The sequence below is a fragment of the Candidatus Ulvibacter alkanivorans genome, from assembly GCF_003333325.1.
GTDB lineage: Bacteria > Bacteroidota > Bacteroidia > Flavobacteriales > Flavobacteriaceae > Ulvibacter_A > Ulvibacter_A alkanivorans.
The window spans coordinates 62639-78415 of the sequence record NZ_QOLC01000079.1 but is presented as its reverse complement, the minus strand read 5'-3'; the positions used below and the strand labels follow the sequence as shown (position 1 = coordinate 78415).

Annotated in this window: 11 protein-coding genes; 7 read left to right on the top strand and 4 right to left on the bottom strand. The window is 40.1% G+C overall.

Annotation, left to right across the window (positions count from 1 at the left end; genetic code table 11):
- Nucleotides 1–360 precede the first annotated feature (360 nt).
- Nucleotides 361–1104 carry a helix-turn-helix transcriptional regulator gene (locus tag DWA30_RS07350; RefSeq protein WP_114491885.1) on the top strand — a complete coding sequence of 248 codons (744 nt, stop codon included), beginning with the start codon at nt 361–363 and terminating at the stop codon, nt 1102–1104.
- Between the two features lie 50 nt (nt 1105–1154).
- Nucleotides 1155–2462: an aspartate aminotransferase family protein gene (locus DWA30_RS07345; RefSeq protein WP_114491884.1), complete on the top strand. Its 1308-nt coding sequence runs from the start codon at nt 1155–1157 to the stop codon at nt 2460–2462.
- Nucleotides 2463–2468: 6 nt separating this feature from the next.
- Here the strand turns inward: DWA30_RS07345 and DWA30_RS07340 are convergent, their stop codons facing one another.
- On the bottom strand, nt 2469–4514 hold the full coding sequence (locus DWA30_RS07340) for an HD family phosphohydrolase (protein WP_114491883.1): 2046 nt from the start codon (nt 4512–4514) through the stop codon (nt 2469–2471).
- Between the two features lie 167 nt (nt 4515–4681).
- On the opposite strand from DWA30_RS07340, the gene DWA30_RS07335 reads away from it, so the two are divergent.
- Both DWA30_RS07335 and DWA30_RS07330 read left to right on the top strand, forming a co-directional pair.
- On the top strand, nt 4682–5860 hold the full coding sequence (locus DWA30_RS07335; protein ID WP_114491882.1) for an acetyl-CoA C-acyltransferase: 1179 nt from the start codon (nt 4682–4684) through the stop codon (nt 5858–5860).
- Between the two features lie 27 nt (nt 5861–5887).
- A complete protein-coding gene (locus tag DWA30_RS07330) occupies nt 5888–6637 on the top strand; it encodes a C40 family peptidase (RefSeq protein WP_114491881.1) in 750 nt (249 codons plus the stop codon).
- 53 nt (nt 6638–6690) lie between these two features.
- Here the strand turns inward: DWA30_RS07330 and DWA30_RS07325 are convergent, their stop codons facing one another.
- Both DWA30_RS07325 and gyrA read right to left on the bottom strand, forming a co-directional pair.
- Entirely contained in the window at nt 6691–7950 is a 1260-nt protein-coding gene (locus DWA30_RS07325) for a tetratricopeptide repeat protein (protein ID WP_114491880.1), read from the bottom strand.
- A gap of 12 nt (nt 7951–7962) precedes the next feature.
- Entirely contained in the window at nt 7963–10491 is a 2529-nt protein-coding gene (gene gyrA / locus DWA30_RS07320; protein ID WP_114491879.1) for a DNA gyrase subunit A, read from the bottom strand.
- 258 nt (nt 10492–10749) lie between these two features.
- Here gyrA and DWA30_RS07315 point away from each other — a divergent pair, with 258 nt between their 5' ends.
- The 3 genes from DWA30_RS07315 to DWA30_RS07305 all read left to right on the top strand — a co-directional run bounded on the left by DWA30_RS07315 (nt 10750) and on the right by DWA30_RS07305 (nt 14228).
- Entirely contained in the window at nt 10750–13302 is a 2553-nt protein-coding gene (locus tag DWA30_RS07315) for an ATP-dependent Clp protease ATP-binding subunit (protein WP_114491878.1), read from the top strand.
- A 183-nt stretch (nt 13303–13485) separates the two neighbouring features.
- Nucleotides 13486–13812: a TraR/DksA family transcriptional regulator gene (locus tag DWA30_RS07310; protein ID WP_114491877.1), complete on the top strand. Its 327-nt coding sequence runs from the start codon at nt 13486–13488 to the stop codon at nt 13810–13812.
- Nucleotides 13813–13853: 41 nt separating this feature from the next.
- On the top strand, nt 13854–14228 hold the full coding sequence (locus DWA30_RS07305; RefSeq protein ID WP_245933878.1) for a hypothetical protein: 375 nt from the start codon (nt 13854–13856) through the stop codon (nt 14226–14228).
- Between the two features lie 18 nt (nt 14229–14246).
- Here the strand turns inward: DWA30_RS07305 and hutH are convergent, their stop codons facing one another.
- Nucleotides 14247–15758 carry a histidine ammonia-lyase gene (gene hutH / locus DWA30_RS07300; protein ID WP_114491876.1) on the bottom strand — a complete coding sequence of 504 codons (1512 nt, stop codon included), beginning with the start codon at nt 15756–15758 and terminating at the stop codon, nt 14247–14249.
- Nucleotides 15759–15777: the final 19 nt, after the last annotated feature.

Here is a 15777-nt window from a genome sequence, read left to right as displayed (position 1 = left end):
CACTTTACGCACACTTTTCCTTGATGGCAAATGGTAGCATTTGATATAAAATTTTATTAAAAAACTGATTTACAGTGTATTTGTATTTTTTGTAATTAGTTTGAGAGCTCATTTTTCAGCCTTCTAAGCAGGCGGTCCCAGGTTCGAATCCTGGTGCGATCACGAATAAATAAAAACCCCCTACGGAAAATCAAGCTCGTTTGAATTTTTAAGTAGGGGGTTTTTATTTTCAACGCGGAAAAATTACAGGATTCCCTAGTATCGTTTAAAAAGCTTAATTTCTCTTGCTTCGGAAATCATTCCCGACAAAACGTTGGTTCAGTTTCTTTTTAGTAATTTTCCATAACAAAACGGCATGATATGGAATGTGAGACCATACGATATACTAGACCACATTATTTTCCCGAACATTTACATCCTAATCTATATACTTTCTCATATATATTGGGTGGAACCGCTTTGTTGCAATTTAAGAATGGTGAGATTCGCTTACATCCCGACCAATTGGTTGTAATACCTCCCTTTATGGCGCATCAGACCGTAGTTGAACATTCTTTTTATTACAAGGTAATTCGAGTGCCACGCTCTTACGCCCTTATTCATAAACGATCGGATGCATTTTTGCACATACAACAAGGGAACCCACTAGTGAAGAAAGCGTTTATTTCATGGTTCGATGCTATTAGAGAACATTCTACCAAAACTAATGAGGCACCTGTTATTCCGAAAATTTTTAAAAACTACATACAACAAGATCAGACTGCGATTGGTGACACTTCAGATAAACTAATTAGGTCCCTTGAGTTTTTAAATTCAAATTATAGTCGGACCATTCATTTGGAAGAGTTAAGTGATGTGGTGCATATGAGCAGCAGCCATTTTAACAGGCAGTTTTTGTCGCATGTAGGGATCTCTCCTATTCGGTATTTGTTGAATCTTCGAATTGAAAAGGCTAAAGAACTTATAAAAGAAGAGATCGTAGCTTCATTTACCGATGTCGCGTACGAAACCGGCTTTTACGACCAAAGCCACTTCAATAAATATTTTAAAACGCATGTAGGTATGATTCCGAAGCAATACGCGGAACTCGTTCACAATGATTAGATTTTACAATTTTTTAGAAATTAATTGCTTCATCTTGCATAAAAAACAACATGCAGGATTTAAAAGACACAGCAAAGAAGGAAATCGATTCATTACTGATTCGTTACTGTGGGGAATTTTCGCCATTTATTGCCGAAAAGGCCTCGGGGAGTTATATCTATAATCAACAAGGTAAAGCCATTTTAGATTTTACCTCGGGACAGATGTGCTCGGTGTTTGGTCACAATCATCCTAAGATCGTAGCAGCACTGACACAATCGGGAGATAAGGCAATCCATCTATTAAGTTCTATCCTCTCGCCTCCGGTACTCGAATTAGCAGAAAAACTTGCACAGGAACTACCAGAATCATTATCCAAATGTATGTTTGTAAATACCGGATCTGAGTCTAATGAAGTAGCGCTTCGAATGGCAAAATTAGCGACTTCCGGTTTTGAAATCGTTGGATTTGCCGGTTCTTGGCACGGCATGACAGCCGGAGCTCAATCGCCAACCTATTCAAAAACAAGGAAAGGGTATGGCCCTACTATGGCAGGAAGTTTAATGTTACCTGCACCTTATGAATATCGATGCCCAATTCAGCATTGTAAAGGTCGTTGCGATAATACCTGCTTGGAGGTTGGAATGGAAATGGTAGATCAACAAACTGTAGGCGCTTATGCCGCAATGATCGCAGAACCTGTATTGAGTGCGGCAGGGATCATTCCTTTGACTAAATCGTATGTAAAGCGATTAAAGGAACTGTGCGATGAAAGAGGATTGCTTCTTATTTTTGATGAGGCACAAACTGCGCTTGGGCGGTTGGGACATACATTCGCTTTTGAAGCATTTGATGTAACTCCCGATTTCTTAACCTTGTCGAAGACCTTGGGTGGCGGACTCCCACTAGCAGCAACCATTACGAGTCCGGAGATCGAACAAAAATGTTATGAGAACGGGTTTATTTATGTGACCTCTCATGTTTCGGATCCATTCTGTGCCACCTTTGGTATACTTATGTTGGAGATTCTACACGAGCAAAAAATGGCTGAGCGTGCAACTGAAATGGGCAACTACTTAAAAACGGGATTATTAGATCTCAAAGAAACCTACGAATGCATTGGTGACGTTCGAGGAAAAGGATTGTTATTGGGATTAGAGATCGTGAAAGATCGGGAAACCCGTGAAATGGATGTCGTCTTGGGAAATAAAATTTCGGCTAAATGTCTTGAATTAGGACTAAGTATGAACATAGTTCGCGTACAAGGGTTTGGTGGGGTTTTTCGTATTGCACCGCCGCTGTCTATTACTAAAGAAGAAATAGACCTAGGGATCGAGATACTGGATTCGGCCATTAAAGCGGTACTCAACGACAAGTAAGGTCGCTTATTCCGGATATTCTACTCGTAGATGGTATATGTTGTTCAATTTTTTCTTTAAGACCTTTTTAATAAGCTGAATCTCTTTAAAGGTAATATTAGCGTTGAGAAATTGTCCTTGCTCCATTTGCGAGTTAATGATCTTTTCTACGAAAGTGTCGATTTTCGAGGAACTCGGCTCTTTTAAGCTTTTGCTTGCCGCTTCAACACTATCGGCCATCATTAAAATAGCCGTTTCCCTAGAAAAAGGAATGGGTCCGGGATACATAAAATCTTCGGGGTTTGCGCTACCGTTCAATTCCTTTTCTTTTTTATAGAAATAATACACCAAACTGGTTCCATGGTGTGTACGAATAAAATCGATTACTCGATCGGGAAGCTTGTTTTTTCGGGCAATTTCGATGCCTTTTATAACATGATCAATAATAATGGCGGCACTTTCTTTAGGCTCTAACTCATTGTGAGTGTTGATAGAATTCACTTGATTTTCGGTGAACATCGTTGGATTGTTCATTTTACCAATATCGTGATATAAAGCACCAACACGAATCAACATGGCATTGGCGCCTATTTCGTTGGCAGCTGCTTCAGCAAGATTGGCGACATTAAGCGAATGGTGGAATGTTCCTGGGGCTTTGTTAGAAAGCTCTTTTAGTAATTTAGAATTGGTGTCGCTTAACTCCAGTAGTGAGACGTCGGAAACCATTCCGAAGAGTTTTTCATATAAATAGATCAACGGATGTGCAAACAATGTCGCGAGGCCATTCAGAATAAAATATCCAAAAGTGGCCCATTGAATTAATTCGATATTCCCTTCTTGGATAATAAAGAAAGCGAAATACCCAATAATATAGATCATTGTAATTTGCGCTACCGAGATAAACAGATTGGCTCGTTTATATAATTCTGAAATAGTTAGTATGGTCACAACTCCGGCGATGATCTGTAAAAACAGATATTCGAAACTGTTGGGCACCACAAATCCCAAAAGCAAAAGCGTTAATACATGCACGAACAACCCAAGCCTAGGATCAAAAAAAGCCTTGAGTACCAGCGGTAAAATACACAAGGGAACAACGTAAACATAAGCGGCGTCTAGCTTAACGACTATGGTCGTTAAAAAAACCATTAGGATAACGTTAAAAAAGATAAAGGTTACTTTGGTATTGTTGTTATAAATGGAAGTTCGATATTTCTTCAGAAACAAGAACAACATCAAGAAGACCAAAGAAACTAAGATAGAATATCCTACGAGCAACCAGGTATAATTAGACTTGCTCCATACTTGCGATTGAAACTCGGCCTTAAGCGAATTGAGAATTTGATAAGTGTCGCCTTCTACTACTTCTCCTTTTGCAATGATTCGCCCACCCTTTTCGATTATGCCTCGATTTGGGTTGATCGCATTCAACTCCGATTCTAAGGTAGCCTCGGTGAGCTTGACATTCATGCTCACATTGCTTTTAACGGTTTGTGAGAGTAATTGACGTAAAAATGTGATGGTGTTATCTGCATTGGCCCGGATCGCTTCTCGTTCAATCTTGGAGGGTAGATCCTCCTTTTTAAAAAGCTGGGAGTAGCTTATCTCTTCTATCTTGTTGTCGTTCTTTAAATAGATAAGCTTGTCTTGTTCGTAGGCGTGCACTTCTTCGGTTACACCGTATTTGTAGATGTCGTTAAGGATCTGTGTTCCAATTTGTTTTAATCGAAATTTTGAAATATCGTAAAGCGTGTCTTCATAAACAGATTCAAATCGATCTGAAAACGCTTCCTTACTTGTTTCGGCTATTTCGGCATCATACTCAAAATAAGGTATGTTGGTAGCACGTATCGCCTCCCGCTCTTTTTCAAGCGTCTCTTTCTCTTTCTTTATGGTAAAGCTAAACGGAGCATACAAATTCTCATATTGCCAAGGCTTCCCCTTTTGGAAGTTATACTTGAACTGTCCGCCTTTGGGCAACAAATAAATAATTAACAGCGTAGCCCCTACAAACAAAAACGTCTTGTATATAAGCGATTGATTCTTGGAGAAGAGAGATAATAAGTTGTTCATATATCAATTCGTTGCGTAAAGGTATAAATATAGGGGAACTAATCCCAAAGCTAGCAATGCTAAAGATTGATTTTTCAGTTTATAATGTGTAAATTTGCAACCTTGTTTCAGTACTATTTTATTCTGAAACGTTATCCAAATTTAGAATCTAAAAATTCCATATCATAATGAGTAAAAAAGTCGTAATTGTTTCAGCAACCAGAACCCCAATAGGTAGTTTTATGGGAAGTCTTTCCTCTTTAACAGCCGTACAACTTGGATCGGCAGCCATTAAAGGTGCCTTAGATAAGATCAATTTAGACCCTTCAAAAGTTCAAGAAGTTTTTATGGGTAATGTTGTACAGGCAGGGGTTGGTCAAGCACCGGCTAGGCAAGCGGCTTTAAGCGCAGGTATCCCGGAAACAGTTCCGTGTACCACGGTTAATAAAGTGTGTGCTTCAGGAATGAAGGCAGTAATGCACGCAGCCCAAGCTATCGCATTAGGCGATGCCGATGTGGTCGTTGCAGGAGGTATGGAAAGCATGAGTAATATTCCACATTACGTTCATATGCGAAACGGACAAAAATTTGGTCCAGCTACTTTGATCGATGGAATGCAAAAAGACGGATTGGTAGATGCTTATGATCACAATGCCATGGGGGTATGTGCCGACCTTTGTGCGACCGAACATAATTTTTCTCGTGAAGATCAAGATGCTTTTGCGATCGAATCCTATAATCGTTCGGCCAAAGCATGGTCAAACGGGAAGTTTAAGGACGAAGTAGTGCCTGTATCGGTACCACAGCGTCGCGGTGAACCTGTAATAGTTTCCGAAGACGAAGAATATAAGAATGTGAAGATGGATAAAATACCATCGCTGCGTCCCGCATTTAGCAAAGACGGAACAGTTACCGCTGCCAACGCCTCTACCATTAACGATGGGGCCGGCGCGATGATCTTGATGAGCGAGGAAAAAGCAAACGAATTAGGACTTACACCTTTAGCAACCATTAAGAGCTACGCAGATGCAGCAACCGAACCAAAATGGTTTACCACAGCTCCTTCAAAGGCATTGCCAAAGGCTTTAGACAAAGCAGGCATTACCAAGGAGGATGTCGATTATTTTGAATTCAACGAAGCATTCGCGGTTGTCGGATTGGCAAATATCAAGATTCTAGGACTTGATGCCGAAAAAGTTAATATTAATGGCGGAGCCGTTTCATTAGGTCACCCATTAGGTTGTAGCGGTGTTCGCATTTTAATCACACTTCTAAATGTGCTTAAACAAAACAACGGTAAAATAGGAGCTGCGGCTATTTGTAATGGCGGTGGAGGTGCATCGGCTATGGTGATCGAACGAAATTAGACCTCTAAACCCAGCGATCCCTCATCAATGAAATACGGCATTTGTCATTTAAGCATTGTTCCATTGCGTGCTGAAGCCGCTGATACCAGTGAAATGGTAACGCAGGTTTTGTATGGCGAACAATTTAAGGTGTTAGAACACCGAAAGAAATGGAGCCGTATTCGTTTAGATTTTGATGGGTATGAGGGTTGGATAGACACTAAGCAATTTGTATTTATTTCTGAAGAGATCTTTACAGATCTTAGAAAGCAAACTCCGCGTTTATCTTCCGATTTGGTCGATTTTGTCGCTTCGGAAGAAGGGCAATTATTATCTATATGCATGGGTAGCACGCTGAATGCTAGCAACTATTTGAAGCATTCTTTCGACGGAAAAATGGTAAGTAAGAAGTTTCCGAAGAAACACTTAGTAGAAACCGCACTACTCTATCTAAATGCGCCTTACTTATGGGGAGGAAAAACGCCTTTTGGAATCGATTGCAGTGGCTTTACCCAAATGGTGTATAAATTGAACGGACATCGACTTAAACGTGATGCCAGCCAACAAGCGACGCAAGGAGAGGCATTGAGCTTTATAGAGGAAAGCGAGCCTGGTGATCTAGCCTTCTTCGATAATGCCGAAGGTGCCATCACCCATGTGGGTATCATTATGAAAGATCATTATATAATTCATGCACACGGTAAGGTACGCATAGACCGGATAGACCATACCGGGATCTTTAATTACGAAAAGCGCACACACACCCACAAACTTCGCGTTATTAAAAGAATTGTATAAAAAAAAGCGGTCATCATTGACCGCTTTTTTTTACAATTATGATAAGGTTATAGCTATTGCCCTTCTTTAGCGGCAATTTTAGCCTTCATCGCTTTATATTTTTCATCTTCACCAAGTTGGGTGTAGATGGTAGCAAGCGTATTCATAAGTCCGATGTTATCCGGCTGAAGCGCTAAGGCTCTTTCAAAATAAGTCACAACGTCCTCATACATTTCGTTTCTTTCTTCCTTTAATTCGTCGTATCGCTCATTATCTGCTCTGGAAGTTCCGAGACTGTTCATCTCCTCTACGATCGCTTTTTCTTTGTTCAATTTTAGTACACCAATGTTGATGATTGCGGCAGCGTAGTCCGGTTTTAGATCGATTGCTTTTTTATAATACTCGATCGCTTTTTCGTTGTTTCCAATTTCTGAACTACCAACTCCTAAGTTGTAATAGATCTCAGGATTATCAGGATCGGTAGCTACGATCTCATTCATAAGTTTATTGTATTTTGGAAGATCTCCCATATTGTAGGCCATATCGGCCTCTGCCCGCAATAGCGATACATCGTTCGGACTTTCAGCTCTGGCTTCTTTCATAAGCTTTACAGCTTTCTCTTCATCCCCTTTTTCGATGTAAATCAATGTGAGGTTTCTAAGCACATCTGCTCGTTTGGAATCGGCGGTTCTGTCTTCCGGCTTAATGTATTCTCCACTTTTAATTAAGATGTCGCGTTGTACTTTAGAGTCGAATACTTCTACTTTTCCGGTCTTCTTCTCTGTAGCAACATATTCAATCGAAGCACCTTGGTATCCCATATCATAAAGCTTGTTGTAATAGTCTAGCGCTTTATCAAGGTCCTCGGCATTTACAGCATATCCTGCGGCAAAGTAAAGATCGGAAGTATCTGCAGGGCTAATACGATAGCTTGTATACAGTTTATCGGCCGCTACCTTAAAGTTCTTTGCGTTTTGATCTTTAACCGCACTATTAATAAGCAGTCTTCTAAGATCGACAACGCTTTGGCTTAGGTCTTCTGCCATACCGGGATCTATTTCGATCGCTTTATCGATAGCATCTGCTGCCATCTTCATCTTTTCAAAATCATTGTTAGCTAATCCAATGTAAGCATTGGCTTTGGTTGCATAAAAATCGGCCTTCATATCCGCATCGGCACTTCCAAGCATGCCTTCTGCTGAATTCAAAAAGCTAATTGCCTCATTATAATCGCCTGATTTAACTGCTTTTTGAGCTTTTTTAATTTCTTTTTTTTGGCCAAATGCAAGAATAGAGATTAACATTACCCCTATTACCAATATTTGTTTTTTCATTTTTTGTGGGTTTTAATTTTTATCGTTGTTTTCAGTTTGTGTCTCCTCATTATCAAGAGTGGTGCCATTATCTGTGTCTTCGCCATTTTCATCTACATCGTCCTCGTCGCGTTTCACTTTAGCAACAGCAGCGATAGCATCATCTTCTCTTACCTTAATAAGACGCACCCCTTGTGTTGCGCGCCCCATAACGCGAAGGTCGTCTACCGCCATTCGAATCGCGATTCCCGATTTATTAATGATCATTAGATCATCATCGTCGGTTACATTCTTGATTGCTACTAATTTACCGGTTTTTTCGGTAACATTAATGGTTTTTACTCCTTTTCCTCCACGATTTGTTATACGGTAATCTTCTATACTTGAACGTTTTCCGTAGCCTCCTTCGGAAACTACTAAAATGTCAGATTCGTCATTATTGATAGCGATCATACCAATCACTTCATCATGCTTATCGTCTAATTTTATACCTCTAACCCCTGAAGCATTTCTTCCCATAGGTCGGGTCTTCTCTTCTTCAAAACGAATTGCTTTTCCGGAACGAACTGCCAACATGACTTGGCTGTCACCGGTAGTCAACTTAGCTTCCAACAACATATCATCTTCCTTGATCGTTATTGCATTTATTCCGTTGGTTCGTGGTCTAGAATATTGCTCAAGCGGTGTTTTCTTAACCTGACCTTTTTTAGTGGCCATGATCACAAAGTGATTATTTATATAGTCCTCGTCCTTCAAGTCCTGTGTACATATAAAGGCTTTGACGTTATCATCGGGCTCAATATTGATCAGGTTTTGTATCGCACGCCCTTTCGAGGTTTTGCTTCCTTCCGGAATTTCAAAAACACGCATCCAGAAACATTTTCCTTTTTGAGTAAAGAACAACATATATTGATGATTTGTTCCTACGAACAAATGTTCCAGGAAGTCCTCATTTCGTGTGGCACTGGCTTTTTGACCTACGCCACCTCTATTCTGTGTTTTGTATTCGGTTAAAGAAGTGCGTTTTATATAACCAGCATGCGAAATGGTAATTACCACTTTCTCATCTGGAATAAGATCGGTAATGCTCACATCTCCACCGGCGTATTCGATCGTAGAGCGACGCTCATCCCCGTATTTGCTTTTAATTTCGGCTAGTTCCTCCTTTATGATATCCATTCTGCGTTCTTTTTTAGCAAGAATGTCCTCATAATCGGCTATGGTTTTCATCAACTCTTCATACTCTGTACGCAGTTTGTCTTGTTCAAGACCTGTTAATTGACGCAAACGCATTTCGACGATCGCCTTTGCTTGTATTTCTGAAAGCTCGAAGGTCTTCATTAAGGTTTCTCGGGCTTCATCGGCATTCGAAGATGCACGGATAAGTCGGATTACTTCGTCGATATTATCTGAAGCAATTATAAGTCCTTCAAGAATGTGTGCGCGTTCTTTTGCCTTCCGAAGTAAATACTCGGTACGACGTACTACCACTTCATGACGGTGCTCCACAAAATAATGGATCAGGTCCTTTAAATTGAGCATTTGTGGACGCCCTTTTACCAAGGCAATATTGTTGACACTAAAGCTCGATTGAAGTGCTGTATATTTAAATAAGGTGTTTAATACGATATTTGGAATGGCATCACGCTTTAAAATATAAACGATACGCATTCCTTTTCTATCAGACTCATCACGAATGTTTGAAATTCCTTCGATCTTCTTCTCGTTAATGAGATCGGCTGTTTTTTTGATCATATCGGCTTTGTTCACCTGATACGGGATTTCAGAAACAATGATACACTCTCGACCATTTACTTCTTCGAACCGAGCCTTAGCGCGCATCACTACTCTTCCACGACCTGTATGAAATGCATCACGCACTCCATCGTACCCGTAGATGACACCACCTGTAGGGAAATCAGGTGCTTTAATGTGCTGCATCAATTCGTCGATCTCGATCTCGTGATTATCGATATACGCAATGGTACCATCTATGACTTCAGTTAAGTTATGAGGGGGCATATTGGTTGCCATACCTACTGCAATACCAGACGCTCCGTTGATCAATAGACCGGGAACTCGTGTAGGAAGTACGGTAGGTTCTTTTAAAGTATCGTCGAAGTTAAGTTGGTGGTCTACAGTTTCTTTATCGATATCGGCCAGCATATCTTCTGAAATACGCTGCATACGAGCTTCTGTATAACGCATTGCTGCCGGACTATCACCATCTATCGAACCAAAGTTTCCTTGCCCATCTACCAACATATATCTCAAACTCCATTCTTGTGCCATACGCACCATTGCATCATATACAGAGGTGTCACCGTGTGGGTGATACTTACCTAACACTTCACCAACGATTCTCGCCGATTTTTTATGTGCACCGGTTGCGCGAATACCCAACTCATGCATACCAAAAAGAACACGTCTGTGTACTGGCTTCATACCGTCACGAACATCGGGTAAGGCACGTGACACAATGACGGACATCGAATAATCGATGTATGCCGATTTCATTTCATCTTCAATGTTGATAGGGATCAATTTTTCACCTTCAGCCATAAAATAAATTCTTTAATTAGTGTTGTTAATCTAATGAAGCAAGATACACTATTTTGAGGGTTTAAGCCGGTATTGGCGGTTGGATTATTCACGATTTTATTAACAAATATTTAGGGTGAATTCGTTAATAACTATCAGGCTTTTCACTTTGATTTTCAATCCTTTTTTCGTCCTTTTACTTTAATTCCTTTAAATGGGGTACAGTTTTTGTCCTTATTGAGGTAATTTTAGTATTTTTAGAAGAAAGGAATGTAACGTATGGATGATAATTTTTCCCCAAGAGTAAAAGATGTAATTGCTTACAGCAAAGAAGAGGCACTGCGGCTAGGTCACGATTTTATTGGTACCGAGCATTTAATGCTAGGGCTACTTCGTGATGGCAATGGAAAAGCGGTGACCATTTTAAATGCTTTAGATATCGATCTAAACCATTTGCGCCGTAAAGTAGAGATTTTAAGTCCTGCGAATCCAGGTGCCGGTGTAAGCACAAATGATAAAAAGAACCTACATTTAACGCGTCAAGCAGAACGTGCACTAAAGACGACCTTTTTGGAAGCGAAACTATTTCAAAGTTCGTCAATCAATACTGCACACCTGTTGCTGTGTATTCTCAGAAATGAGAATGACCCTACTACTAAATTGTTGAACAAGATGAAAGTAGACTACGACGGTGTTAAAGATCAATTTAAACTTATGATAGCAAACGATGACGATTATATAGACAGCCCAAGCGCCGAATCTTTTCCCGGTGATGATGATGCTACTGCAGATGAAGGAAACAAAGAGAACTTGTTCTCAGGATCATCTGCAAAGACCAATAAAAAGTCTAAGACACCTGTTTTAGATAACTTCGGAAGAGATCTAACTGCATTGGCAGAAGAAGGCAAGCTAGACCCTGTTGTAGGTCGTGAAAGTGAAATTCAACGAGTTTCGCAAATTCTAAGTAGACGAAAAAAGAACAATCCGTTACTAATTGGTGAACCAGGTGTTGGTAAATCTGCGATTGCTGAAGGATTAGCCTTACGAATCACACAACGCAAAGTGTCAAGAATCTTATACGACAAACGTGTAGTTACTCTTGATCTTGCAAGCCTTGTGGCCGGAACAAAATATCGAGGTCAATTTGAAGAACGGATGAAGGCCGTGATGAACGAGCTGGAGAAGAACGATGACATAATCTTGTTTATCGATGAGATCCACACCATAGTGGGTGCCGGAGGTGCTACAGGCTCTCTAGATGCCTCTAACATGTTCAAGCCTGCATTGGCACGTGGTGAAATTCAATGTATAGGAGCCACAACCTTGGACGAATATAGACAGTATATAGAAAAAGACGGTGCTCTTGAAAGACGTTTTCAGAAAGTATTAGTGGAACCTACAACCGTAGAAGAAACCATCGAAATACTTCAAAATGTAAAAGATAAATATGAGTCGCATCATAATGTTACCTATACCGATGACGCCTTGGAAGCTTGTGTAACCTTGACCAATCGATATATGACCGAACGTTTTCTTCCAGACAAAGCGATCGATGCTTTAGATGAAGCGGGATCTCGTGTGCATATTACCAACATAAATGTGCCGGAAAAGATCCTTACAATCGAAGCTAAATTAGAAGAGGTTCGTGAATTAAAAAATTCTGTCGTTAAAAAACAGAAATACGAAGAAGCCGCTAAATTACGAGACGACGAGAAGACCTTAGAAAAAGAACTCGCCACCGAACAAGAGGCATGGGAAAACGACTCTAAACTACATCGTGAGACGGTTGATGAGGAAAATGTGGCCGAAGTTGTTTCTATGATGACCGGAGTACCGGTAAACCGAATAGCACAAACTGAAAGTAATAAGTTGGCCGAATTACCTACTCGGATCAAAGGAAAAGTAATTGGACAAGATGAAGCAGTAGCGAAAGTCGTAAAAGCAATCCAAAGAAACAGAGCCGGACTAAAAGATCCAAACAAACCAATTGGTTCATTTATCTTCCTCGGTCAGACAGGTGTTGGTAAGACTCAGTTGGCAAAGGTGTTGGCACGCGAATTATTCGATTCTGAAAATGCATTGATTCGTATCGATATGAGCGAGTACATGGAAAAATTTGCGATTTCAAGATTGGTAGGAGCGCCTCCGGGATATGTAGGTTATGAGGAAGGTGGACAACTTACAGAAAAAATAAGACGTAAGCCTTACGCCGTTGTATTGCTTGATGAGATCGAAAAAGCACATCCCGATGTGTTTAATATGCTTCTTCAAGTTCTTGATGATGGGTACTTGACTGATAGTTTGGGACGTAAGATCGATTTTAGAAATACGATCATTATCATGACCTCCAATATTGGAGCGCGTAAATTAAAAGATTTCGGACAAGGCGTCGGATTTGGAACTTCTGCAAGAGAAAGTCAGGTGGAGGCCAACGCAAAGAGCGTTATAGAAAACGCTTTAAAGAAAGCCTTTGCTCCCGAGTTCTTGAATCGTGTCGATGATGTAATGGTCTTTAATGCATTAGAACGAGAGGACATTCACAAGATCATCGATATCGAATTAGATAAGTTATTTGCTCGAATTCAAGACCTTGGCTATAATCTTACGCTTACCGAAAAAGCGAAAGACTATATTGCCGATAAAGGATTCGATAAACAATATGGAGCAAGACCGCTTAAGCGTGCGATCCAAAAGTATATTGAGGATGCATTGGCCGAAGAGATCATTAATTCCAAGTTGCAAGAAGGCGACGGGATTACGATGGATTTCGATGAGAAAAAAGAAGAACTCACTATAAAGATCAAAAAACAGAAAAAGCCTACGGAATCGTAGGCTTTTTTTATTTAGGCACACTTGCGATTTTTGTTGTATCATAGCCTTAAGCGTTAGTCACTTAGTTACCATTATCAAATGTTCAAAGTGTTAACCAAGGTCATATCACTAGAACTTTGGTTACTTTTAAATTCAAAACTTTCCGAAGTAACCACAACATACAGCTTTTAGAAAAACGCTACTATGCTCGACAAAAAAGAAATAATAAAACGGATCAAAGAAGAATTGACCACCACCGAAAAACAAATTATAGAATTGCGAGAACTTACAAAACCAATTGCTCCGGAAAATGCTATCGGAAGGGTTTCCCGAATGGACGCGATCAACAATAAAAGCATCAATGATGCTGCATTACAAAAGGCAACATTGAAATTAAACAATCTAAAAGTAGCGTTGTCTAAGGTAGACGATCTCGATTTTGGCTGTTGTCGGCGTTGCAGTAAACCCATACCACTTGGCCGAATATTATTACTTCCGCATACAGTGACCTGCGTAAACTGCGCAGTTTAAATTCAAAATATTTTGTATCTTAAGCTTGCAATCCATTACTTATGATTATTACTACGATCCGATTTGACTTTGGAACTGTTGAAGTTCACAACAATTATGTAATCATGACCATGAAAGAAGGAGTGACTGTAAAGCCAGAGTACAATAAAGAACTTGAACGCATTGCTGAAACCTACTTTCCAAATCAGCCGTTCGCATATATAACAAATCGAGTACATTCGTATGCAGTAGATCCTCGTGTTTATCTTGAAACTTCGAAGATCGAGAACTTAGTAGCATTTGCCGTAGTCTCTAAAAAGCCTGTAAACATTACAAATGTAGAAGTAGAAAAGATCTTTCTTAAAAAACCCTTAGAGACGTTTACCGATATGGATGAAGCCATATCTTGGGCACAAGATATTATTGCCAGCCAATAAATCGCATAAGCATCCCTTCTACTGAAAGATCAACTCACTGTCAATTTCCATATTCTGAATATAGGCTAACGATCCTTGAATATCGTCTGCCAATAAGCGGTCATCTTTAACGAAAGGCACAGCTTCTCTTAACCCTATTAAGAATGCCTCTATAAATGGCGACGACTTCTTAGGCGCTCTAAAAGCCAAGGCTTGAGATGCGTTCATTAATTCGATCGCTAGAATCGTTTCCAAATTATCTACGATTCGCAAACATTTGGTGGCTGCATTGGCACCCATACTCACATGGTCTTCTTGCCCATTCGAAGAGACAATAGAGTCGACAGATGCCGGTGTCGCTAATTGTTTGTTCTGACTCACGATACTAGCCGCAGTATATTGGGGGATCATAAAACCACTATTCAAGCCGGGATTATTGACCAAGAAATCCGGTAACCCTCGAAGTCCGGAAACAAGTTGGTAAGTTCGTCGTTCGGAAATATTACCTAACTCTGCCATTGCGATCCCCAAAAAATCGAGTGCTAACGCCAATGGTTGTCCATGAAAATTTCCTCCGGAGATAATCTGGTCTTCCTTTACAAAGATATTCGGGTTATCGGTAACCGAATTGATCTCTGTCTTAAATGTCTTTGTGGTAAAAAGTATCGTATCCTTTGTCGCTCCATGTACCTGTGGGATACATCTAAATGAATACGGATCTTGTACCATTTTATTTTCATCGGCTCCAATCTCGCTTCCTTCCAGAAGTTCCAAAATACGTTCTGCTGTTTTTACTTGCCCTCTATGGGGACGTACCAAATGAACCAAGGCATTGTACGGACTCATATTACAATTGAACGCATCGATGGATACAGAACTTATCACGTCGGCCAAATACGATAATTTATGACATTTTAAAAGGCAATGCACTCCGTAGGCACTCATGAATTGAGTTCCGTTTAGCAAAGCGAGTCCTTCTTTCGCTTTTAGTGTAATTGGTTCCCAGTTGTGTTTTTTTAAGATGGCTTCGGAAGCTTCGATCGCGCCATCAACATGAACCAATCCTTTTCCTATTAGGGGTAACGATAAATGCGCTAAAGGAGCAAGATCACCTGAAGCACCTAGACTACCTTGTGTGTACACGACTGGAAGAATATCATGGTTGTAAAAATCGATAAGTCGTTCGACCGTTTCTAATTGCACACCACTATACCCATACCCCAACGATTGAATCTTAAGCAACAGCATCAGTTTAACGATTGGTTTTGGTACATAATCTCCCGTACCACATGCATGAGACATGACCAGATTTTCTTGAAGTTTCGATAAGTTCTCCGAAGAGATCTTCACATTACATAAGGATCCAAAACCTGTGTTGATACCATAGATAGGTGTATCATTATCTTTTATCTTGTTCGAAAGATACGCATGTGATTTTTTGATATTGAGTATGGCTTCTTCCGAAAGTTCTAATTTCTTCTGCGAACGGGTAATTTCGCTTATGGTAGCTAAGTCTAATATTTCGCTACTTATATAATGAATCTCCTGCATGGTTTAGGTTATTTGTGGC

Excerpts from the sequence above, each read along its gene's own strand:
- DWA30_RS07350 (WP_114491885.1), top strand. The coding sequence starts at position 361 with ATGGAATGTGAGACCATACGATATACTAGACCACATTATTTTCCCGAA.
- DWA30_RS07345 (WP_114491884.1), top strand. The coding sequence starts at position 1,155 with ATGCAGGATTTAAAAGACACAGCAAAGAAGGAAATCGATTCATTACTG.
- DWA30_RS07340 (WP_114491883.1), bottom strand. The coding sequence starts at position 4,514 with ATGAACAACTTATTATCTCTCTTCTCCAAGAATCAATCGCTTATATAC.
- DWA30_RS07335 (WP_114491882.1), top strand. The coding sequence starts at position 4,682 with ATGAGTAAAAAAGTCGTAATTGTTTCAGCAACCAGAACCCCAATAGGT.
- DWA30_RS07330 (WP_114491881.1), top strand. The coding sequence starts at position 5,888 with ATGAAATACGGCATTTGTCATTTAAGCATTGTTCCATTGCGTGCTGAA.
- DWA30_RS07325 (WP_114491880.1), bottom strand. The coding sequence starts at position 7,950 with ATGAAAAAACAAATATTGGTAATAGGGGTAATGTTAATCTCTATTCTT.
- gyrA (WP_114491879.1), bottom strand. The coding sequence starts at position 10,491 with ATGGCTGAAGGTGAAAAATTGATCCCTATCAACATTGAAGATGAAATG.
- DWA30_RS07315 (WP_114491878.1), top strand. The coding sequence starts at position 10,750 with ATGGATGATAATTTTTCCCCAAGAGTAAAAGATGTAATTGCTTACAGC.
- DWA30_RS07310 (WP_114491877.1), top strand. The coding sequence starts at position 13,486 with ATGCTCGACAAAAAAGAAATAATAAAACGGATCAAAGAAGAATTGACC.
- DWA30_RS07305 (WP_245933878.1), top strand. The coding sequence starts at position 13,854 with ATGATTATTACTACGATCCGATTTGACTTTGGAACTGTTGAAGTTCAC.
- hutH (WP_114491876.1), bottom strand. The coding sequence starts at position 15,758 with ATGCAGGAGATTCATTATATAAGTAGCGAAATATTAGACTTAGCTACC.